Origin of the sequence: Micromonospora arida (assembly GCF_042873195.1) — a bacterium.
Classification (GTDB): domain Bacteria; phylum Actinomycetota; class Actinomycetes; order Mycobacteriales; family Micromonosporaceae; genus Micromonospora; species Micromonospora arida.
The window spans coordinates 108665-129357 of the sequence record NZ_JBIALC010000005.1 but is presented as its reverse complement, the minus strand read 5'-3'; the positions used below and the strand labels follow the sequence as shown (position 1 = coordinate 129357).

Below are 20693 nucleotides of genomic sequence, written 5' to 3'. Positions count from 1 at the left end.
ATTGGTCGTGCCCGTCGCGCGTCGCTCGGCCTAGCGTCGACGGCATGGAGATCGAGCAGGCGCAGAAGTTGTGGCAGCCGGAGCCTGGCTGGTTGAACACCGCCAGCTACGGGTTGCCGCCGGAGCCGGCGTGGGCGGCGTTGCAGGAGGCTCTCGCCCTCTGGCGGGTTGGTCGTACGTCGTGGGAGGGCTGGGGCGAGTCGACGCACCGGGCTCGCGTCACCTTCGCCGACCTCATCGGGGTGCCGGTCGGTGACGTGGCAGTCGGCGCGGCGCTGTCGCAGCTCCTCGCGCCGGTCGCGGCGGCGCTGCCGGCCGGTGCCACGGTGGTGGTCCCCGAGGTCGAGTTCACCTCGAATCTCTTCCCCTGGCTGGTTCAGGAGGAGCGTGGCGTCAAGGTCCGCACGGTGCCGCTGGAGTCTCTGGTCGACGCCATCGACGCCGATACCGACCTGGTGGCGTTCAGTCTGGTGCAGTCGGCCGACGGGGCGGTCGCCGCGTACGACGAGATCGTGGCCGCGGCCCGCGCCCACGACGCGCTGGTGGCGGTGGACGCGACCCAGGCGTGCGGCTGGCTGCCGTTCGACGGCAGCCGGGCCGACGCGGTGGTGGTGGGCGGCTACAAGTGGCTGATGAATCCGCGCGGGACGGCGTACGCCTATCTGGCCCCCGGGTTGCGCGAGCGGCTGCGCCCCGACGCGGCCGGCTGGTACGCGGGCCGTGACCCGCACGCCTCCTACTACGGCCCGCCACTGCGGCTGGCCGACGACGCCCGCCGGTTCGACATCTCACCGGCCTGGTTCAGCTGGGTCGGTGCGGCGCCCGCCCTGGAGGTGGTCGCCGAGATCGGCGTGGCGGCGATCGGAGCGCACAACGTGGCGCTGGCCAACCGGTTCCTGACCGGGCTGGGCCGGGCACCGGGGGAGAGCGCCATCGTCAGCGTGGACGTGCCGGACGCGGAGCAGCGCCTCGCGGCGGCCGGCATCCGGGCGGCGGTGCGCGCCGGACGCGTCCGGGCCTCGTTCCACATCTACTCCACCGAGGCCGACGTGGACGCCGCGTTGACCGCGTTGACCGGATAGGCCGGCCGCGCCCGTTGCGGGGCACGGCCGGCCGGTCGGTCAGGAGCAGATGCTGAAGGTCGCACTCGTGTACGCGAGAGGCTTCCACTCCAGATCGGGCCCGAGGCTCATGTCCCACCTGCCGTCCGGGAGGCGGCCGAAGTAGATGAAGTTGCTGCCGAGCCCGTCGTAGTAGAACCAGTTGTCGCCTTCGTACGTGCTGAGGCGGGTTGCTGCCCTCGCGAGGGTCCTGGGGCCGACAACGCCGTCGCTCACCAGGCCCCGGTCGCTCTGCCACCGCTTGGTGGCGGCCGTCGTGACCGCGCCGAACCTGCAGTCGACGCCGGAGGCGGCAAGGTAGCCGTCGGCAACCAGGATCTTCTGCCACATGGCGACGACGTTGTTGTACGACCGGGTCGACGCGGAGATGGGGCCCTCGTCGTTCCAGTCGTCGGTCCAGGTGCCGGAGCCCGCGACGTACCCCTGGCTGACGCTCGCGGACGCGGGCGCGGCCGCGATGACGACAGCGCCGGCGGTGGCGACGGCCATCGCCATCGTGGCTGCTCTGATTCGTAGGAACATGCGTATCCCCCTCTGACTGATTGGGCGGGTGGTACGCGAATACACGTCTGGCCACGCCGCTCTGTTGCACCTCAGTCAGGAGACGGACACTTGAGCTCAGGCCAGGTGACCACCGATCTTCGTGTACCCGCGCAGCAGGTCCCGGGAGATGATCAGCCGCTGCATCTCGTCGGTGCCCTCGAAGATCCGGTAGAGCCGGACCTGCCGGTACCAGCGTTCGATCGGCAGCTCTCGGGTGTAGCCCATGCCGCCGTGGATCTGGAGCACCCGGTCGACCACCCGGTTGACCATGCCGGCGCCGTAGAGCTTGCCCATGGACGAGGCGTGCCGGGGGTCGAGGCCCGCGTCGACCGTCCACGCCGAGCGCAGCACCAGCCAGCGGGCCGCCTCCAGTTCCGTCTCGGAGTCGGCGATCATCCACTGGATGGCCTGGTTGGTGCCGATCGTCGTGCCGAAGGTCTCCCGGGTGTTGGCGTAGTCGATTGCCATCTGCAACACCCGCTCGGCGATGCCGATGGCGTGCGACGGGATGGTGTAGCGCCCCTTGCCGATCCACTCCATGCCGAGCGTGAAGCCCTGCCCGATCTCACCGAGGATGTTGCGGTGCGGCACGCGTACGCCGTCGAAGATGAGTGACGCGGGCCCGCCCTCGCCCATCGTCTGGATGAACTCCGAGCGCCAGCCCATCGACCGGTCCACGAGGAAGGCGGTGGCGCCGCCCTTGCGGGCGCCCTTCTCCCGGTCGGTCACCGCGACCACGATGGCGAAGTCGGCGTCGTGACCGCCGGTGATGAAGGTCTTCTCGCCGTCGAGGATCCAGTCGTCGCCGTCGCGGCGGGCGGACAGCCGGATGTTGGCCGCGTCGGATCCGGCGCCCGGTTCGGTGATGGCGAAGCAGGAGCGTCGCTCGCCCTCGATGGTCGGGATGAGGAACTCCCGCTTCTGCTCCTCGGTGGCGTGGAACAGGATGTTGTCCGCCTCGCCGCCGAAGCGGAACGGCACGAACGTGCGACCCAGCTCGGTCCAGATCAACGACTGGAGTACGGCTGGCAGGTTCATCCCGCCGTACTCCTCCGGGGTGGCCAGGCCCCAGAAGCCGAACTTGCGTGCCTTGAGCTGCAGTTCGCGCACCTCGGAGTGGTCGAGGCCCGGCTGGTGCGCCCGCTCCCGGCGGAGCACCTCCGCTTCCAGGGGCATCACCTCGCGGGTGATGAACGCGCGCACGGTGTCCCGGACGGCGCGTTCCTCGTCGGACAGTGCGAAGTCCACGGTTCCCCCTCGGTCGGCGTGGTGGTGCGCCGCCACGGGCCGTAGCGGTCCCTCATAAACTAGCGGTGTAAGTTTTCATTCGTCCAGACCCCTTCTCCGGCCGACATGGTGACGTCTGCCCGCAGGCGGTCCCGATAGGGTGCGTGAACAGGTGGTTCCCACGGGGAGGGACACCGCAGACCGAGGAGTTCTGACGTGCCCCGACCTCGACGGCCTCTGCTCACCCGCGACCGGATCGTCGAGACGGCGCTCGCGCTGATCGACGCCGACGGGCTCGGCGCGCTCTCCACCCGCCGACTCGCCGGCGCGCTCGGCGTACAGGGCCCGTCGCTCTACAACCACTTCGCCACCAAGGACGAGATCCTCGACGCGGTCGCCGACACGGTCACCGTTGCCGTCGACACCAGCGGCTTCGCCAGCCGGGACTGGCTCACCGCGCTGCGAGACTGGGCGTGGTCGTACCGGCGGGCGCTCACCGCCCACCCGAACATCGTGCCGTACCTGGCGCAGGGGCCGGGTCGTCGACCGGCCGCCCTCGCCATGGCCGACGCGGTCTACGGCGGGCTGGTCCGGGCCGGGTGGCCGCCGGCCCGCGCCACCCACATCGGCGCGGCGCTGCGTTACTTCGTGGCCGGGTCGGCGCTCGGCTCGTTCGCCCGCGGTTTCGTCGAGGACCCGGAGCTGTACGCGGCGCACTACCCGCACCTTCGCCAGGCCCACCGGCTCGCCGAACACCAGCAGAGCGTGGATGAGGGCGCCTTCGCCCTCGGCCTGGACGCCCTGCTGCACGGTCTGGCCGCCGAGTACACCCGCACCGTCGAGACGGTGGAGTCCGCCCGGCCCAACGGGTAGCGTCCAAACTCCCAGCGCTAGTTTCATCGCCCGTCGCGACCCCCCCATCGCCCACCCTCGAAGGGACGACATGGACCTCGCCGCCCCGCCGTCGCTGTTGCCCGACTCCCTGCGCCTCCGGCGCCACCTGCACGTCGGAGGGGAGTGGACGCCTCCCGCCGACGCCGGTCTCATCGACGTGGAGAACCCGAGCAGCGGAGAGCTGATCGGGCAGGTGCCGGCCGGCACCCCGGCCGACGTGGATCGCGCCGTGGCCGCGGCCCGGGCCGCGTTTCCCGGCTGGTCGGCCGCCACCCCCGCCGAGCGCTCCGCCCACCTCGACCGGCTGCACGCGGCGCTCACCGCCCGCGCCGACGACCTCGCCCGCACCATCGCCGTGGAGCTGGGCTCGCCGCTCAAGCTCGCCACCCGGGTGCAGGTCGGGCTCCCACTGACCGTGCTGCGCGACCACGTCGCGCTCGCCGCCCGCGCGCCGGTCGAGGAGAGCGTCGGCAACTCTCTCGTCGTCCGCGAGCCGATCGGCGTGGTCGGCGCGATCACCCCGTGGAACTACCCACTGCACCAGGTGATGGCGAAGCTCGCACCCGCCCTCGCCGCCGGCTGCACGGTGGTGCTCAAACCCAGCGAGCTGACCCCGTTGACCGCGTACCTGCTCTTCGACGCGGTCACCGAAGCCGGCCTGCCGCCGGGCGTGCTCAACCTGGTCCCCGGCACCGGGCCGGTGGTCGGTGAGGCGCTCGCCGGGCACCCCGACGTCGACATGGTCTCCTTCACCGGTTCCACCGCCACCGGCGCGCGAATCATGCGGCTCGCCGCCGACCGGATCGCCCGGGTCGCGCTGGAGCTGGGCGGCAAGTCCGCCAACGTGATCCTCCCCGACGCCGACCTGGCCACCGCCGTCAAGGTGGGCGTCGGCAACGCCCTGCTCAACTCCGGGCAGACCTGTACCGCGTGGACCCGGATGCTGGTGCACCGCGACCGGTACGACGAAGCCCTCCACCTGATCGCCACGGCGGTGGCCGGCTACCGACTCGGCGACCCGTTCGACCCGGCGACCCGGCTCGGCCCGCTGGTGTCCGCCGCCCAGGCCGAGCGCGTGCGTGGCCACATCGACCGGGCCCTCGCCGACGGCGCCCAGCTGGTTACCGGCGGGCCCGACGCCCCGGTGCCGACCCGGGGGCACTTCGTGGCCCCGACCGTCTTCGCCGACGTGCACCCCGACAGCGCGCTCGCCCAGGAGGAGGTCTTCGGCCCGGTGCTCGCCGTCATCCCGTTCGCCGACACCGACGAGGCGGTCGCCATCGCCAACAACTCGAAGTACGGGCTGGCCGGCGCGGTCTGGTCCGCCGACACCGACGCGGCGCTCGCCGTGGCCCGGCGGCTGCGCACCGGCGCGGTCGACATCAACGGTGCGCCGTTCAACCCGCTCGCCCCGTTCGGCGGCTACAAGCAGTCCGGTCTGGGCCGGGAGTTGGGCGTGCACGGGCTGGCCGAGTTCTGCGAGATGAAGGCGATCCAGCGATGACCGACCCCGAGCTGTCCCCGACCGCCTCCGCGGGCCGCACCGAACTGTCCCCGGCCGCGCCGGGCGGCGGCACCGAGCCGGCACCCGCGCCGGTCATTGTTCGCGCGCTGGTCGCGCGCGGGTCCGGCGCCGAGCTGCGGGTCGAGCGGGTACGCCTGCCCGCGCCCGGCCCCGGCGAGGTGCGGGTGACGATCAGGGCGGCCGGTGTCTGCCACTCCGACCTGTCCATGGTCAACGGCACCCTCGCCGCGAGGTTCCCGCTGGCGCTGGGGCACGAGGCGACCGGTGTGGTGGCCGAGGTCGGGCCGGGCAGTCAACTGACCGTCGGCACACCGGTGGTGCTCAACTGGGCACCGGCCTGCCGGGCCTGCTGGTGGTGTCGGCGCGGCGAGCCCTGGCTCTGCGCCGCCACCACGGCCCCGACCGTGCCCCGCGGCGAGACCGACGACGGCGTCCCGCTGCACCTGACCCTCGGCCTCGGCGCGCTCGCCGAGGCGGTGGTGGTACCCGAGCGTGCCGTCATCCCGATCCCCGCCGGGCTGCCGCCCGAGCAGGCCGCACTGCTCGGCTGTGCGGTGCTCACCGGCGTCGGTGCGGTCCGGAACACCGCCGGGGTGGCACCCGGCGAGTCGGTGGCGGTCGTGGGGCTCGGTGGGGTCGGGCTCGCCGTACTCAGCGCGGCCCGCCGGGCCGGTGCCACGACGATCCTGGCCATCGACGTCGCCGAGGCGAAACGGGACCTGGCGCTGGCCGCCGGGGCGACCGACTTCCTGCTCTCCGACGACCGGCTCTCCAAGGAGGTACGGGCGCGCACCGAGAGCCGGGGCGTCGACCACGCCTTCGAGTGCGTCGGTCGGGCGGCCACTATCCGCGCCGCCTGGCGGCTGACCCGGCGCGGGGGAGCGGTGACAGTGGTCGGCATGGGCGCCAAGGACGACATGGTCAGCCTGGGCGCGCTGGACATTTTCCACTCCGCGCGCACGCTGCGCTCCTCGGTGTACGGCTCGTCCGATCCGGACCGGGAGGTGCCGGTGCTGGCTGCCGAACTCGCCGACAGTGCACTGGATCTGGGTGTGCTGGTCAGCGGGACGGTTCCGTTGGACGAGGCGCCTGCGGCGTTCGACCGACTGGCCCGGGGTGAGGGCGCTCGCTGGGTGGTCACCCTGGACTGACGCTGGTCACAGCCGGGAGCTCAGTACGTTGTCGCGACGCGACCATCGACATCCCAGCGATTTGTCGGGGCGACTGGCGCGGTTGGCCAGGTGCCCTGGGTCGACCCGGGAAGGGCCAACCCTGGGCACCCGGGCGACGAGAGCCGGGCGACTGGTCAGAAGGGTGGGGCGTCCTCGCCCATCAGCGCCAGCACGACGCCGCCCTTGCCGCTCTTGAGGCCCTGGACGACGACCTTGCCGGTGCTGCCGTCGGGCAGCTCCAAGGTGAAGGTCTTACCGACTGCGTTCTTGGGGCCGTTGCCGGCGCTGTTGGCAGGTCGGAAGTCGCCTGCCCAGGGCGGAATCCCGCCCCTACGGGCCGGCTCGGCGAAGAGCGCGGCGGTGCCGGGGGTCCTGGTGCCGTCTGAGGAAAGGAGCACTGAGGCGCTGCGAAAGGTAGCCATATGCGCCAAGGCTAACCCGGACCATGCCGTTCGCGGCACCACAGCTGCCTGGAACGGCGATTCGGTCGACCTTTTCGTCGCCGGACGTTGCGCCCCGCGCCATACCTAGCAGTACTATGCATCGTACCTCTAGGTTTGGAAGTGGGGGTTTCGTGAAGGTCGCCAAGGATCTGGTCGCCGCCTCGGCGACGCCGATGGTGCTCGGCATCCTGGCTGAGGGTGAGAGCTACGGCTACGCCATCCTCAGGCGGATCAACGAGCTGTCCGGGGGCGAGCTGGACTGGACCGAAGGGCTGCTCTACCCGTTGCTGCACCGGCTCGAGCGCCTCGGTCACCTGGAGTCGAGCTGGCAGGCGGTCGCCGGCGAGCGGAAGCGTAAGTACTACCGCATCACCGACCGGGGTCTGGCCGAGCTGGCCGAGCAGCGCCGCCAGTGGGACACGGTGGTGGGCGCGCTCAAGGAGATCTGGCACGACCGCGCGCCGCTGACGGTTCACCCGTTGGAGGGCCTGGCATGACCGCGCACGACGGGCCGCAGGGATTGGAGGCGCAGTTCGAGCAGTGGCGCCGGTACGTGCTGCGCCGCCGGGAACTGCAAGCGGTGGACGCCGACGAACTGGAAGACCACCTTCGCGGCTCCGTCGACGAGCTCGTCGCCGCCGGCCTGAGCCCGGACGAGGCGTTCCTGGTGGCGGTGAAACGAATGGGCAGCCTCGACGACCTCTCCCGCGAGTTCGCGCGGGAACACTCCGAACGGTTATGGAAGCAGTTGGTGCTGACCGGCGACTCCGGCAGCCCGGTCGGCGGCACGCGCTCGGTCCGTGACCTGTGGGTCATGCTCGGCTGTGCGGCGGGTGCGGTGGTGTCCGTCAAGGTGCCGGCGCTGTTCGGGCTGAGCTTCGCCGACGACGGCTCGTTCTACGCGCGGAACTTCACGCTGTTCGTGCTGCCCTGGCTGGCGGCGTACCTGGCCTGGCGCCGGGGAGCCCGACGGACGGTGATCGCGGCACTGGCGGTGCTCTTCGTCCTCGGCGCCGTGGCGGCCAACGCCTACCCCCTGGCGGACGATTCGCAGTCCGTGGTCGTCACCAGCGTCCACCTGCCCATCGCCCTGTGGCTGGTGGTCGGCCTGGCCTATGTCGCCGACGACTGGCGCTCCTCCCGTCGACGCATGGACTTCATCCGGTTCACCGGCGAGTGGTTCATCTACCTGGTGCTGATGGCCCTGGGTGGCGGCGTGCTCTCCGCGTTCCTGTTCAACACCTTCGCGGCCATCGGGATCGTCCCGGAGGCGTTCGTCTCGCAGTGGCTGCTGCCCGGTGGCGCCGCGGCCGCCGTCGTGGTGGCCGGGTGGCTCGTCGAGGCCAAGCAGAGTGTCGTCGAGAACATCGCGCCGGTCCTCACCCGGCTGTTCACCCCGCTCTTCACGGCCGCCCTGCTCGCCTTCCTCGTCGCTGTCGTCTGGACCAGCCACGGCATCGACGTCGAGCGGGAGGCGCTGCTCCTCTTCGACCTCCTGCTGGTCGTGGTGCTGGGGTTGCTGCTCTACTCGCTCTCGGCCCGTGACCCGCTGGCCCCGCCCGGCCCGTTCGACAAACTCCAACTCGCGCTGGTGGTCAGTGCGTTGGCCATCGACGTGCTGGTGCTGCTGGAGATCACCGGGCGCATCACCGACGAGTACGGCGGTACGCCGAACCGGGCGGCCGCGCTCGGCGAGAACGTGATCCTGCTGGTCAACCTCGCGTGGTCGGCGTGGCTGCTGCTGTCCTTCATCCGTCGGCGCACGCCGTTCGCGGCGCTCGAACGGTGGCAGACCGGCTACCTGCCGGTGTACTCGGCGTGGGCCTGGATCGTCGTCCTCGTCTTCCCGCCGCTGTTCAGCTTCGCCTAGGCAGGCAATTGCTCACGGAGAGCGGTATACCTCAGAGGCATAAATATTCCTCTGAGGTATACCGCTTGATGCCGCATCCGCCCCGGCGACGGTGACCGACGTTGATCACCCTGGGGCTGCGGGTCACTTTCCGGTGACGATGCCCGGGTTGATGCAGAGCCCCGGGTTCGCGCCGTTCTTCTCCGCGATCTCCAGACAACGGGTCACCTTGTCGACCTTCGCGTTGGTCTCGGTGATCTGCTTGGAGATCTCGGCGTTCTTGCGGTCCTGTTCCAGGTTGCGGGTCTGCGCCAGCTTGTCCTGGAACGCCTTGATGTTGCCCTCGGTCTTGTCGTCGTGGTTCACCCGGGTGATGGTCACCGAGAGGATGTCCACGTCGGTGGCGAGGCGGCTCTCCGCGCTGGTCTTGATGTTCGCCGAGAACGGCTTCAGGTCGACGTTGAGGTCGCCGGTCTGGGCGTCGATCTTCTCCAGCGGGTTGTACGCGGCGAAGGCGTCGTTGACCGCGCTGTCGAGCTGCACACCCACCCGCTGACCCCGGAAGCTGCCGAAGTCGCCCTTGTAGTCCATGAACTGCTTCGGCGCGTTCTCCGGCTTGACCTGCCATTCGACGAGCACCTCGACGCAGGCGTCGGCGAGGGTGCCGGTGCGCACGCGTACGCAGTTGTTGCCGCCGATGTGGTCGTACTTCTGTCGGCCCGCGTCCCACTCGCCGACCTTCTGCCAGGGCGCCACCCACTTCAGGCCCGAGCCGGTCACCTCGCCGGTGGGCTTGCCGAAGCTGGTGACGATGCCGACCGAGCGGATGGGCACCGAGTGGGCGCTGGAGGCGATGCCGACGACCAGCGTGATTGCGAGAAAGCCGAGCGCCGCGAGGGCGGCCATCCGCTTGAGAGACCGTGCGGGAGCGACGAGAGCGACGACGGCGCTGACCGCCAGGGCGACGGCGAAGACGATCGCCATGGTGAAGCCGACGGGCATGGGGTGGGGACCTTCCGGTGGGTTGTGTGGATCATCAACCTAGGGGGTCCGGTCAAGTCGACGGCGCGGAGGAGTGGAGTTAAGGCACGTCAACTGCGGGTCGAATATGGAGCCCATCGACATGGTTCGACTCCGGCGGCTCGCCGTAGGTTTCGTCCACGCGACGGGCCTGTGACCGCGGTCACCGAGACGACCGTCGCCGCGATGTGCGGAGGATGAGGCGATGGCCGGGCAAGCGCTCCTGTCGGCCCGTGGGCTGACCCGCGACTTCCGGGGCTTCCGGGCGGTCGACGACGTCGACCTCGACGTGGCGTCGGACAGTGTGCACGCGCTGGTCGGCCCGAACGGCGCGGGCAAGACCACCCTGTTCAACCTGCTCACCGGCTTTCTGCGCCCCAGTGGCGGCCGGATCGAGCTGGCCGGGCGGGACGTCACCGGGATGCCCCCCGAGCAGGTGGCACGGCTCGGTGTGGCCCGTTCGTTCCAGATCACCAGTCTCTTTCCCCAACTGTCCGCGCGCGAACACGTCGCGCTGGCGTTGCAGTCGTCCAGCGGGCTGGGCTGGCGGTTCTGGCGGTCGGCGAAGCTGATGGGCCGCTACACCGAACGGGCCGACGAACTGCTGGCCATGGTGGGACTGGCCGAGCTGGCGCACGCCCCCTCGGCGTCCTTGGCGTACGGCCGGAAACGAGCCCTGGAGCTGGCCATCGCCCTGGCGCTGGACCCGAAGGTGCTGCTGCTCGACGAGCCGACCGCGGGGATGGGCCTGGAGGACGTCGACCGCACCGTCGAGCTGATCGGTCGGGTCCGGCAGGGCCGGACCGTGGTGATGGTCGAGCACAACATGAGCGTGGTCGGCCGTCTCGCCGACACCGTCACCGTGCTCCAGACCGGCAAGGTTCTCGTCGAGGGCCCGTACGAGCAGGTCCGCGCCGACGAGCGCGTGATCACCGCCTACCTGGGAGCCGCCGATGCTGCGCATTGAGAACCTGTCCGCCTTCTACGGCGAGGCGCAGGTGCTGCGCGACGTCAGCCTCGAGGTCTCCGCCGGTGAGGTGGTCACCCTGGTCGGCCGCAACGGTGCCGGCAAGTCCACTCTGCTGCGCTGCGTGATGGGGCTGCACCCCGGTCAGCGCGGCACGGTGGAGCTGGACGGGCGGGACATCACCAGGTTGCCGGCGCACAAGCGGGCCCGCCTGGGGCTGGGCTGGGTGCCCGACGACCGGGGCAGCTACGCCACGTTGACCGTCACCGAGAACCTCACGCTGCCACCCACTGTCGGCCCCGACCCGTGGTCGCTGGAGCGGGTGTACGAGGCGTTCCCGGCGCTGTACACCCGACGGGACTCGGCGGCCACCATGCTCTCCGGCGGCGAGCAGCAGATGCTCGCGCTGGCCCGGGTGCTGCGGATGGGCGCCCGGCTGCTGCTCTGCGACGAGCCCACCGAGGGGCTGTCGCCCCTGCTGGTGCAGCAGGTCGGCGACCTGCTGCGCGAGGCCAAACGGCACGGGGTGACCGTGCTGCTGGTCGAACAGAACCTGCACTTCGCCACCGGTGTCGCCGACCGGCACTACCTGCTGGCCGAGGGCCGGGTCGCCGAGGCGATGGACAACTCCGAGGTGCGTTCGCGCGAACGCGAACTGCTCGCGTACCTCGGGATCTGAATTTTCTCAACGACGACCCGCGCGACGCCGCGCGGAATGGATGGAGTGGGCATGCGCAGGACGATGGGTGTGGCCGCGGCGTCGGCTGTGGTGGTGCTGGCCGCCGGGTGCGGTGGCGGTGGCCCCCAGTCGAGTGGCGACCAGAAGCTGACCGGCGACAAGATCGTGCTGGGCGTGCTCAACGACCAGTCCGGGGCGTACTCGGAGTTGTCCGGAAAGAACTCGGTGGCGGCGGTGGAGATGGCCATCGCCGACTTCACCGCGAAGTACGGCGACAAGGCGGTGACCAAGGACATCACCGTGGAGACCGCGGACCACCAGAACAAGCCGGACGTGGCCAACTCCAAGGCACAGGAGATGTACGACCGCAAGGGCGTCGACCTGATCCTGGACGTGCCCACCTCGTCGGCCGCGCTGAAGGTCGCCGACGTGGCGAAGGAGAAGAAGAAGCTCTATTTCAACATCGGGGCGGCGACCACCGACCTGACCGGCAAGAGCTGCAACAAGTACACCTTCCACTACGCGTACGACACGTACATGCTGGCCAACGGCACCGGAAAGACCACCACCGAGCAGATCGGCAAGAACTGGTACATCCTCTACCCGAACTACGCCTTCGGTCAGGACATGGAGAAGAGCTTCTCCACCGCGATCACGGCGGCCGGCGGCACTGTCGTCGGCAAGGACGGGGCACCGTTCCCGAACACCAGCGGTGACTTCTCCACCTTCCTGCTCAAGGCGCCGAACCTGAACCCGAAGCCGGACGTGCTGGGCACCATGCAGGCCGGCGCGGAGCTGGTCAATGTGGTGAAGCAGTACAACGAGTTCAAGCTGCGGGACAAGGGCGTCGGTCTGGCGGTGGGGCTGATGTTCCTCACCGACATCCACTCGCTCACCCCGGCCGCGCTGGCCGGCACCACGTACACCGACGCCTGGTACTGGAACTTCGACGCGAAGAACCGGGAGTTCGCCGACCGCTTCCAGCAGAAGGCCGGCACCCGGCCGACCTTCGCGCACGCCGCCAACTACTCCGCGGCGTTGCAGTACCTGGAGGCGGTGCAGGCCGCCGGCACCGACGACGCGGACGCCGTGGTCAAGGGCCTGGAGGGCAAGACGGTCGAGGACGTCTTCCTGCGCAACGGGAAGATCCGCGCCGAGGACCACCGGGTGGTGCACGACGCGTACCTGGCCCAGGTGAAGCCGCAGTCCGAGGTCACCGAGCCGTGGGACTACGTGAAGGTGCTCAAGACGATCCCCGCCGCGGAGGCGTTCCGCGCGCCCTCGGCGGACTGCAAGCTGTGAGTGGCTCGCTGTGAGCGGATTCGCGCAGAACACGTTCAACGGGCTGGTGAGTGGGGCGTTCTACGCCCTGCTCGCCCTCGGGCTCGCGGTCATCTTCGGCATGCTGCGAGTCGTCAACTTCGCCCACGGCGCGTTCTACATGCTCGGCGCGTTCGGGGCGTACGTGCTGCTCAGCGAGGCGGGCGTGCCGTTCTGGGCCGCCCTGGTGGTCATGCCGGTGGGGTTGGGTCTGCTCGGCATGGCGCTGGAACGCGCGGTGATCCACCGGCTGACCAAACTGGACCCGCTCTACAACTTCCTGCTCACCTTCGGTCTGACGCTGATCCTTCAGGACCTGGTGAAACTGCGCTACGGCGTGCAGTCCAGCCCGTACGAGACGCCGTCGCTGTTGAGCGGGTCGGTCGACTTCGGGCTGTTCGACTTCCCGACGTACCGGGTGTTCATCCTCGGCTTCGCGGTGCTGCTCTGCGTCGCGGTGTGGTGGGTGCTGACCCGGACCCGGATCGGCATGGTGGTCCGTGCGGCCACCGAGCGGCCGGACCTGACCCGTGCGTTCGGCATCGACGTCGGACGGTGGGTGACTCCGGTCTTCGGCTTCGGCATCGGGCTGGCCGGTCTCGCCGGTGTGCTGGCCGCGCCGATGCGCGCGGTCAACCCGCTGATGGGCGCCGACCTGATCATCGTGGTGTTCGCGGTGGTGGTGATCGGCGGGCTGGGCTCGATCTTCGGGTCGGTCGCCGCCGGCTTCGGCATCGGACTCGTGCAGGCGTGGGGTGAGGCGTACCTCTCCAACTTCCCGCTCGTCTCGCAGACGATCGTCTTCGTCGTGATGGCCGGCGTGCTGCTCTGGCGCCCGGCCGGCCTGTTCGGTCGGGAGGAGGCCCCCGCATGACCAACACCGTGGACACTCCTACCGACGCGTCCCGTTCGACGCCACCGTCCGGGCTGATCGCCGTGGCCCGGGCCCCCGGCTGGGTCCGGTACGCGCTGCTCGCCGTCGGCCTGGCCGTCGCGGCGTGGCTGCCCAACGGTCTCTATCCGGCGGTCGCGGTGGACATCCTCTGCTGGGCGCTCTTCGCCGTGGCGGTGGACCTGCTGCTCGGCTTCACCGGGCTGATGTCCTTCGGCCACGCCGCGTTCTGGGGCACCTCCGCGTACGTCACCGGGCTGGTGGCCATCCACGCCGGCCTGCCGTTTCCCCTCGCGGTGCTGGCCGGGGCCCTCGCCGCGGCCGTCCTCGCCGTGCCGATCGGGTACCTGGCGGTCAAGCGGACCGGCATCTACTTCGCCATGGTGACCCTGGCCTTCGCGCAGATGGTCTACTACGTCGCCAACGAGTGGCGCTCGGTGACGCAGGGCGAGAACGGCCTCCAGGGGGTGCCCCGCGAGCTGTTCGGCGTCGACCTCACCGACGACTACTTCTTCTACTACGCGATCCTGCCGATCGTGCTGCTCGGGCTCGCCGCCGCCTGGCGGATCGTGCACTCACCGTTCGGTCGGGTGCTGGTCGGCATCCGGGACAACCCGGCGCGGGCGCGGGCGCTGGGCTACCCGGTGCACCGCTACAAGCTCACCGCGTTCGTGCTCTCCGGGTTCATCGCCGGCCTCGGTGGCGGGTTGTTCGCGGTCGGCCACCGGTTCGTCTCGCTGGACGTGCTGCACTGGACCACCTCCGGCAAGGCGGTCATCGTGGTGGTGCTCGGCGGGATCGGCACCCTCTGGGGTGGGGTGCTCGGCGCCGCCCTCGTGGTCCGGCTGGAGGACTGGTTGTCGTTCTCCGGGTTCGAGGCGATCGGCCTGGTCACCGGCGGCATCTTCGTCCTGGTCGTGGTGCTGTTCCGGCGCGGCATCTGGGGCAGCGTCGCCGCGCTGGCCCACCGGCTGGCGGCCCGCCGCCGCTGAAATTCCGCAGACGGCGCATCCAGCAGGTGCCCGCCGAGCGAACCCCCGGGTAGAGAACGTCTACCCGGGGGTACGTCTGGTGCTGACCGATCCGATGCCGGCGGAGTCCGTGGAGATCGCGCACAAGCAGGTGTCGCTGGCTGCCGAGGACCTGGACGCCAACGCCGTCGCGACGCTGGTGCTGGAGTTGGCCGAGGCCTGGGGCGTGCCGGCGCTCTGGGAGCAGGTCTGTCGTCCGTTGCTGGCCCGGCTGTCGGGGCGTACCGCCGTCGAGGTCGTCGTCGAGCACGCCCTCTGCGAGGGTGTCCGGGTCGGGTTGGACGTCTACCGCCGGGAGCCGGGTCGGTCACTGCGCACCGGCGGGGTGCTGCTGGCCGGCGCCGAGAAGGAGGCGCACAGCCTGGGTCTGCTGGCGCTCGCCGCCGCGCTGCGCGAGCAGGGCCGCGGCTGTCTGAACCTCGGCCCCGCGCTGCCCTGGACCGCACTCACCAGGGCGGTGTACCGGGCCCGCCCGCGCACCGTCGTGCTCTGGTCGCAGACGCCGCTCACCGGCCGCGCGTACCGCCTGGTGCGCTTCGCCCGGGACTTCCCCCTCCTTCGGGTGTACGGCGCGGGGCCGGGCTGGATCGAGCCGCTCGGCGGTCCGGCGGTCCGTCTCGGCACGTTGACGGAGGCCGTCGACGCCTGCCTGGCGGGCGTGCCCGGGCGTGATGCCCACCACATACGATACGGATCGGTGCCGTATCGTTAATACACGTCGTAGGCTGACCCGCGTTACGAGTCTGACCCGTATCGTATTTCGTCGCGGGTGATCAGCGTGGGGGGAAAGCCAGGCATGGAGCTGCACAACAACACCGGACACCCGAGGCGGTGGGCGATCCTGGGGGTGCTGGTGATCAGCCTCCTCGTGGTCGTCCTCGACAACACGATCCTCAACGTCGCCCTGCGCACCCTGGCCGACCCGGTGCACGGTCTCGGCGCCAGCCAGGGCGAGCTGGAGTGGTCCATCAACTCCTACACGCTCGTCTTCGCCGGGCTGCTGTTCACCTTCGGGGTGCTCGGCGACCGCGCCGGCCGCAAGCGCTTCCTGATGATCGGACTGGTGCTGTTCGGCCTGGCGTCGCTGCTCTCCGCGTACGCCCAGAGCCCCGGACAGCTCATCGCGGCCCGCGCCCTGATGGGGGTCGGCGGCGCGGCCATCATGCCGGTGACTCTGTCGATCATCTCGAACGTCTTCGACCCGCGCGAGCGTGGTCGGGCCATCGGGGTCTGGGCCGGTGCGGTCGGTCTCGCCGTGGCGATCGGCCCGATCCTCGGCGGCGCGCTGCTGGAGCACTTCTGGTGGGGCTCGGTCTTCCTGATCAACGTGCCGGTGGTCGTTGCCGGCGTGATTCTGGTGGCGCTGTTGGTCCCCGAGTCGCGTGACCCGCGGCCCGGCCGGATCGACGTGCTCGGCGTGCTGCTCTCCGTGGTCGGCCTGGTCGCCCTCTCCTACGGCATCATCGACGGCGGCGAGCACGGCTTCGGCCGCCCGGTGGCCTGGGGCTCGATCCTGGTCGGCGTCGCGGTGCTGGCCTGGTTCGTCCAGCACGAGCGGCGCAGCGACCACCCGTCGCTGGACGTCCGACTGTTCAAGGTGCCCCGGTTCGCCGCGCCGGTCGTCATCGTGGGCCTGGTGTTCTTCGCCGCGATGGGCTCGATGTTCTTCGGCTCGTTCTACCTGCAACTCGTGCGCGACTACAGCCCGTTGCAGACCGGTCTGCTCTTCCTGCCCTTCGCCGGCGCCCAGCTGGTCTTCGCGCCGCGCAGCGCCGCGATGGTCCGCCGCTACGGCGGTAAGGCCGTCGCCGCCGTCGGGTTGGTGCTGACAGTGGTGTCCCTCGCTGCCTTCGTCTTCATCGGCGCCTCCACCCCGATCTGGATCGTGCTGCTGGTCTTCCTCATCCAGGGTGCCGGGATGGCCAACATCATGCCGCCGGCCACGGAGTCGATCATGTCGGCGCTGCCCCGGGAGAAGGCCGGGGTGGGCTCCGCGGTCAGCAACACCATCCGCCAGGTGGCGGGTGCGCTCGGCGTCGCCGTCCTCGGCTCGGTGCTCTCCGCGGTCTACCGCAGCGACATCGGTGACGCGCTGACCGGTCTGCCCACGCAGGCCCAGGACGCGGCCAACGAGTCGATCTCCGGTGCCTACGCGGCGGCGGGCCAGCTCGGCCCGGCGGCGCCAGGGCTGATCTCGGCGGCCAACGAGGCCTTCGTCACCGCCATGCACTGGGCGGCCGGGCTCTCCGCGGTGATCGCCGCACTCGGGATCATCGTGGTGCTGCGCTGGATGCCGGGCAAGGAGGACATGAGCGTCGCCCCGGCGACGCCGGTCGCCGAGCCTGAACTGGCCGGCACGGCATAGGTTCGGGGAGAATGGCGGACATGACGTCCACTGCCGATGCTCCGCGGTCGCCCGGGCGACCGCGGAGCATCCGCGCCGACGAGGCGATCATCGAGGCCACCCTCGACCTGCTCGCCGAGGGCAGCACCATCGAGGCGCTCTCGATCGAGGCGATCGCCACCCGCGCCGGGGTCGGCAAGGCCACCATCTACCGCCGCTGGGCCGGCAAGGACGCGTTGCTGCTGGACGCGCTGCGGCGACTCAAGGGCGTGATGGCCCAGCCGGCGGGCCACTCCGTCCGCGACGACCTGGTGCTGCTGGTTGGCGCGATCGGCAAGAACGTCGACCCACGAGCGGCCAAGATCATGCCCTGCCTGGCACCCGCCGTGAACCGCAGCGCCGACCAGTTCCAGCTCTACCAGAACATCATCTCGCCCCGGCGGCAGCTGATGCGCGAGGTGCTGCGGCGCGGCATCGACGAGGGCGTGCTGCGCGCCGACATCGACGTCGAGGTGACGATGGCGCTGCTCACCGGGCCGATGCTGATCCAGCGGGTGCTCCAGTGGAACCCGGACCTGGACGAGCAGTCCCTGCCCGAACGGGTCGTCGACGCCGTGCTGGAGGGCATCCAGGTCCGCTGACGCCGGGCGCTGGGTCAGCGGCTGTAGTGTCCGCCGACGCCGGGCGCTCGGTCGGCGGCGTTCGTGCCGCCGGCCCGCGTCGGTCAGCCGGCCGGTGCGCGCAGTCGGTGCAGACGCAGCGCGAGCTGCACCTCCAGCGCCCGCTCGGGCCGCTGCCAGTCGACGCCGAGCAACTGCCCGACCCGCTCCAACCGCTGGGTCACCGTGTTGACGTGCACGTGCAGCTGTTCGGCGGCCCGGGCCAGGCTGCCACCCACCCCGAAGTACGCCTCCAGCGTCTTCACCAGAGCCGTGCCGCGCCGGGCGTCGTAGTCGAGCACCGGCCCGACGGTGGCGCTGAGGAACTCGGTCACGTCCTTCTCACCCCGGTCACCGACCGTGCCCAGCAGCAGCCCGACGAAGCCCAACTCCACGGTGCTCGCGCCCTGCCCGGCGCGGCCCAGCGCGCCCAGCGCCGTCAGGCACCGGTCCGCCTCCTGGAACGTCCCGGCCAGCGCCGCCGGTGTGTTCGACGGGCCACTCGCCCCGGCGGTCACCGGTCGACCGGTCACCCGGGACAGGTCCCGGGCCACCGCGCGGGCGCTGCCGCCCGCATCCAACCCCGGCAGCATCAGCACCACCCGGCCGTCGCGCGCCGCGGCCAGCCCACCGCGCGCCGAGGCGTACGTGGTTGCCCAGGAGAGCACCCGCTGCCGAGCCGAGCCGGTCGCGGCGATCGCGTCGTCGCCCACTGCCACCAGCACGTGCGGGGCGTCCAGGTCCACGCCGAGCCGACGGGCCCGACTGCGCAGCGCGTCGGTGTCGCGCAGCGGGCGGGCGATCAGGTCGTCCAGCAACTCGCCACGCACCCGCCCCTCCGCCTCCGCGACCGTCCGGCGGAACAGCAGCAGCAGCGCGGTCACCAACGCGGCCCGCTCCAGGATGCGCTGGTCGGCGTCGACCAACTCGTCGTCCGGGCGCAGCACCAGGGCGCCCAGGTTCTCCGCGCCGGCCACCACCGCCGCGTACCAGAGCGGACCCCGGCGTACGCTGCGCCCCTCGGTCCGGGACGCGGCCACCGCCTCGACGATGTCCGCGCGGTCCGGCTCCTCGATCTCACCCACCCGGGCCAACAGGCGGCCCTCGGCGTCCAGCGCCAGCAGCGCGCCACCCAGCACCTCGGTCACGGCAGCCGCCACGTCCTCCACACCGCCGCCGCGCAGCACCAGCGCGGTCATCCGGTCGTGTGCCGCCGCGGCCCGCTCCACCGAGCTGCTGTGCGCCCGGATGGTGGTGTTCGCCGCCGACAACTCGGCCAACGCCGAACGGGTCTCGGTCAGCAGGCGGGCGGTGTCGATCGCCACCGCGGCGTGCGCGGCCAGCGACACCAGCAGTGCCACCTCCTCCCGGACGAACGGCCGGGCCGAACGGTTGGCCGCGTAGAGCACCCCGATCGAGGTCGAACCGAGCCGCAGCGGCACCCCCAGGATCGCCACCAGACCCTCCTCGCCCACCCCGGCGTCGATCTCGCCGGTGTGGTGGAAGCGCGCGTCCTCGCCGTAGTTGGCGGTGACGTACGGCGCACCGGACTGGGCCACCAGGCCACCGAGACCGGCGCCCATCGGCAGGCGCAGCCGCTGGAAGCGGGCCGAGACCGACCCGTCGGTCACCCGCATGTAGGTGTCGCCACGTTCGTCGTCGTTGAGCGTCATGTACGCCACGTCCGCGCCCAGCAGGTGACGGGCCCGGTGCACGATCGCCCGCAACACGTCGTCCAGATCGCGCAGCCCGGCCAGGTCGCTGACCGTGTCGTACAGGCCGGACAGCTCGCTCTCCCGGCGGCGGCGACGCTCCAGCAGGGCGCGGACCCGCAACGCCACCGACTTGGCCTGTTCCAGCTCGGCCAGCCGGTCCGGCGGCAGCCCGGCGGCCCGCGCGGCCACCAACGGTCCCTCGAACTCGACCGCCGCGGCCTCTCGGGCGAGCAGCTCCAGGAAATCCACCGGCGACGACATGGTCGACATTGTGCTCAGCCCCACTAGTTGGCCGTCCAGCCCCCGTCGAGGGCGATCGACGCCCCGGTGATGAACGCCGCCGGCGGCGAGCAGAGGTACGCCAGCAGCTCGGCCACCTCCTCCGGCTCGATCAACCGTTTGATCGCGGCCCGGGCCAGCATGATCTTCTCGATCACCTCGGCCTCGTCGATGCCGTGACTGGCCGCCTGGTCGGTGATCTGGCTCTCGACCAGCGCGGTCCGCACGTACGCCGGGTTGATGCAGTTGGCGGTGACCCCGTGCGCGGCGCCCTCCAACGCGACCACCTTCGACAGCCCCTCCAGGGCGTGCTTGGCCGAGACGTAGGCCGCCTTGTACGGCGAGGCGCGCAACCCGTGCACCGAGGAGATGTTGACGATCCGCCCCCAGCCCCGCGCGTACATGTGCGGCAGCGCCCGGCGGATCAGCAGGAACGGCGCCTCCACCATCACCCGCTGGATGTACTCGAACCGCTCGACGGGAAAGTCCTGCAACGGCGCGACGTGCTGGAGCCCGGCGTTGTTCACCACGATGTCCACGTCCACGTCGAGTGAATCCACCGCCGCGGCGTCGGACAGGTCCACGCCCTCGGCCCGGCCACCGGCCTCGGCGGCCACCGCCTTGGCCGCCTCCAGGTTGCGGTCCACCACGAGCACCTTGGCGCCGGCCGCGCCCAGCCGCAGGGCACACGCCCGCCCGATGCCGCCGCCGCCCCCGGTGACCAGGGCGGTCCGACCGGAGAGGTCGACCTGCACGACGTGGGGGACCACCACGGGTTCTGCCGTCATGGCGCAAGAAGTTACGAGCTGTGTGCTCCCCGGCACATGGGCCAGCGACACATACTCCGCACCAAAGCTGTGTGGCCCCACCCGCCCTCGCCCCCACCCGCCCTCGCCCCCACCCGCCCTCGCCCCGGGCCGCCCTCGCCCCGGGCCGCCCTCGCCCCGGGCCGCCCTCGCCCCGGGCCGCCCTCGCCCCGGGCCGCCCTCGCCCCGGGCCGCCCTCGCCCCGGG

20 protein-coding genes are annotated in these 20693 nt (G+C 71.1%); 14 read left to right on the top strand and 6 right to left on the bottom strand.

All coding sequences use genetic code 11. The annotated features are described in order from the left end of the window. The first annotated feature begins 44 nt into the window (after positions 1 to 44). Complete coding sequence (locus ACFYP0_RS17445) at positions 45 to 1082, top strand: aminotransferase class V-fold PLP-dependent enzyme (protein WP_355502700.1); 1038 nt, start codon at positions 45 to 47, stop codon at positions 1080 to 1082. A 39-nt stretch (positions 1083 to 1121) separates the two neighbouring features. Here the strand turns inward: ACFYP0_RS17445 and ACFYP0_RS17440 are convergent, their stop codons facing one another. Next, complete coding sequence (locus ACFYP0_RS17440) at positions 1122 to 1643, bottom strand: peptidoglycan-binding domain-containing protein (RefSeq protein WP_124853646.1); 522 nt, start codon at positions 1641 to 1643, stop codon at positions 1122 to 1124. Between the two features lie 96 nt (positions 1644 to 1739). Beyond that, positions 1740 to 2912, bottom strand: a complete 1173-nt coding sequence (locus tag ACFYP0_RS17435; protein WP_124853647.1) for an acyl-CoA dehydrogenase family protein — start codon at positions 2910 to 2912, stop codon at positions 1740 to 1742. 195 nt (positions 2913 to 3107) lie between these two features. On the opposite strand from ACFYP0_RS17435, the gene ACFYP0_RS17430 reads away from it, so the two are divergent. The 3 genes from ACFYP0_RS17430 to ACFYP0_RS17420 all read left to right on the top strand — a co-directional run bounded on the left by ACFYP0_RS17430 (position 3108) and on the right by ACFYP0_RS17420 (position 6461). Further along, a complete protein-coding gene (locus ACFYP0_RS17430) occupies positions 3108 to 3764 on the top strand; it encodes a TetR/AcrR family transcriptional regulator C-terminal domain-containing protein (RefSeq protein WP_357010055.1) in 657 nt (218 codons plus the stop codon). Between the two features lie 70 nt (positions 3765 to 3834). Then, complete coding sequence (locus ACFYP0_RS17425) at positions 3835 to 5289, top strand: aldehyde dehydrogenase family protein (protein WP_357010058.1); 1455 nt, start codon at positions 3835 to 3837, stop codon at positions 5287 to 5289. Continuing rightward, complete coding sequence (locus ACFYP0_RS17420; protein WP_357010061.1) at positions 5286 to 6461, top strand: alcohol dehydrogenase catalytic domain-containing protein; 1176 nt, start codon at positions 5286 to 5288, stop codon at positions 6459 to 6461. The genes ACFYP0_RS17425 and ACFYP0_RS17420 overlap by 4 nt, the downstream gene beginning before the upstream one ends. Positions 6462 to 6616: 155 nt before the next feature. Here the strand turns inward: ACFYP0_RS17420 and ACFYP0_RS17415 are convergent, their stop codons facing one another. Then, the gene (locus ACFYP0_RS17415) at positions 6617 to 6904 is read right to left on the bottom strand and encodes a hypothetical protein (protein ID WP_030488337.1); all 288 of its coding nucleotides are present in this window, start codon (positions 6902 to 6904) and stop codon (positions 6617 to 6619) included. A 152-nt stretch (positions 6905 to 7056) separates the two neighbouring features. Here ACFYP0_RS17415 and ACFYP0_RS17410 point away from each other — a divergent pair, with 152 nt between their 5' ends. Together ACFYP0_RS17410 and ACFYP0_RS17405 are read left to right on the top strand one after the other, a co-directional pair. Continuing rightward, complete coding sequence (locus tag ACFYP0_RS17410) at positions 7057 to 7422, top strand: PadR family transcriptional regulator (RefSeq protein ID WP_091401794.1); 366 nt, start codon at positions 7057 to 7059, stop codon at positions 7420 to 7422. Continuing rightward, entirely contained in the window at positions 7419 to 8795 is a 1377-nt protein-coding gene (locus tag ACFYP0_RS17405; RefSeq protein ID WP_357010063.1) for a permease prefix domain 1-containing protein, read from the top strand. Before ACFYP0_RS17410 ends, ACFYP0_RS17405 begins: the two co-directional genes overlap by 4 nt. 123 nt (positions 8796 to 8918) lie before the next feature. Here the strand turns inward: ACFYP0_RS17405 and ACFYP0_RS17400 are convergent, their stop codons facing one another. Further along, positions 8919 to 9776, bottom strand: coding sequence for an SPFH domain-containing protein (locus ACFYP0_RS17400; RefSeq protein WP_124853651.1), 858 nt, complete (start codon positions 9774 to 9776; stop codon positions 8919 to 8921). 223 nt (positions 9777 to 9999) lie between these two features. Here ACFYP0_RS17400 and ACFYP0_RS17395 point away from each other — a divergent pair, with 223 nt between their 5' ends. The 8 genes from ACFYP0_RS17395 (at position 10000) to ACFYP0_RS17360 (ending at position 17668) form a co-directional block, all read left to right on the top strand. Continuing rightward, positions 10000 to 10761 carry an ABC transporter ATP-binding protein gene (locus ACFYP0_RS17395; protein ID WP_357010067.1) on the top strand — a complete coding sequence of 254 codons (762 nt, stop codon included), beginning with the start codon at positions 10000 to 10002 and terminating at the stop codon, positions 10759 to 10761. Next, positions 10748 to 11440: an ABC transporter ATP-binding protein gene (locus ACFYP0_RS17390; RefSeq protein WP_112606145.1), complete on the top strand. Its 693-nt coding sequence runs from the start codon at positions 10748 to 10750 to the stop codon at positions 11438 to 11440. The genes ACFYP0_RS17395 and ACFYP0_RS17390 overlap by 14 nt, the downstream gene beginning before the upstream one ends. A 51-nt stretch (positions 11441 to 11491) precedes the next feature. Beyond that, entirely contained in the window at positions 11492 to 12742 is a 1251-nt protein-coding gene (locus ACFYP0_RS17385) for an ABC transporter substrate-binding protein (RefSeq protein WP_386996724.1), read from the top strand. A gap of 10 nt (positions 12743 to 12752) precedes the next feature. Next, a complete protein-coding gene (locus ACFYP0_RS17380) occupies positions 12753 to 13634 on the top strand; it encodes a branched-chain amino acid ABC transporter permease (RefSeq protein WP_357010070.1) in 882 nt (293 codons plus the stop codon). Beyond that, positions 13631 to 14644 carry a branched-chain amino acid ABC transporter permease gene (locus ACFYP0_RS17375; RefSeq protein ID WP_112583339.1) on the top strand — a complete coding sequence of 338 codons (1014 nt, stop codon included), beginning with the start codon at positions 13631 to 13633 and terminating at the stop codon, positions 14642 to 14644. The genes ACFYP0_RS17380 and ACFYP0_RS17375 overlap by 4 nt, the downstream gene beginning before the upstream one ends. Before the next feature lie 79 nt (positions 14645 to 14723). Continuing rightward, positions 14724 to 15395, top strand: coding sequence for a transcriptional regulator (locus ACFYP0_RS17370; protein ID WP_357010073.1), 672 nt, complete (start codon positions 14724 to 14726; stop codon positions 15393 to 15395). Between the two features lie 84 nt (positions 15396 to 15479). Then, positions 15480 to 17048, top strand: coding sequence for an MFS transporter (locus ACFYP0_RS17365; RefSeq protein WP_357010076.1), 1569 nt, complete (start codon positions 15480 to 15482; stop codon positions 17046 to 17048). 11 nt (positions 17049 to 17059) lie between these two features. After that, a complete protein-coding gene (locus ACFYP0_RS17360; RefSeq protein ID WP_124853654.1) occupies positions 17060 to 17668 on the top strand; it encodes a TetR/AcrR family transcriptional regulator in 609 nt (202 codons plus the stop codon). A gap of 83 nt (positions 17669 to 17751) precedes the next feature. Here the strand turns inward: ACFYP0_RS17360 and ACFYP0_RS17355 are convergent, their stop codons facing one another. Together ACFYP0_RS17355 and ACFYP0_RS17350 are read right to left on the bottom strand one after the other, a co-directional pair. Further along, positions 17752 to 19671, bottom strand: a complete 1920-nt coding sequence (locus tag ACFYP0_RS17355; RefSeq protein WP_124853655.1) for a helix-turn-helix domain-containing protein — start codon at positions 19669 to 19671, stop codon at positions 17752 to 17754. Between the two features lie 14 nt (positions 19672 to 19685). After that, entirely contained in the window at positions 19686 to 20468 is a 783-nt protein-coding gene (locus ACFYP0_RS17350) for a 3-hydroxybutyrate dehydrogenase (protein WP_357010079.1), read from the bottom strand. Between the last annotated feature and the right edge of the window lie 225 nt (positions 20469 to 20693).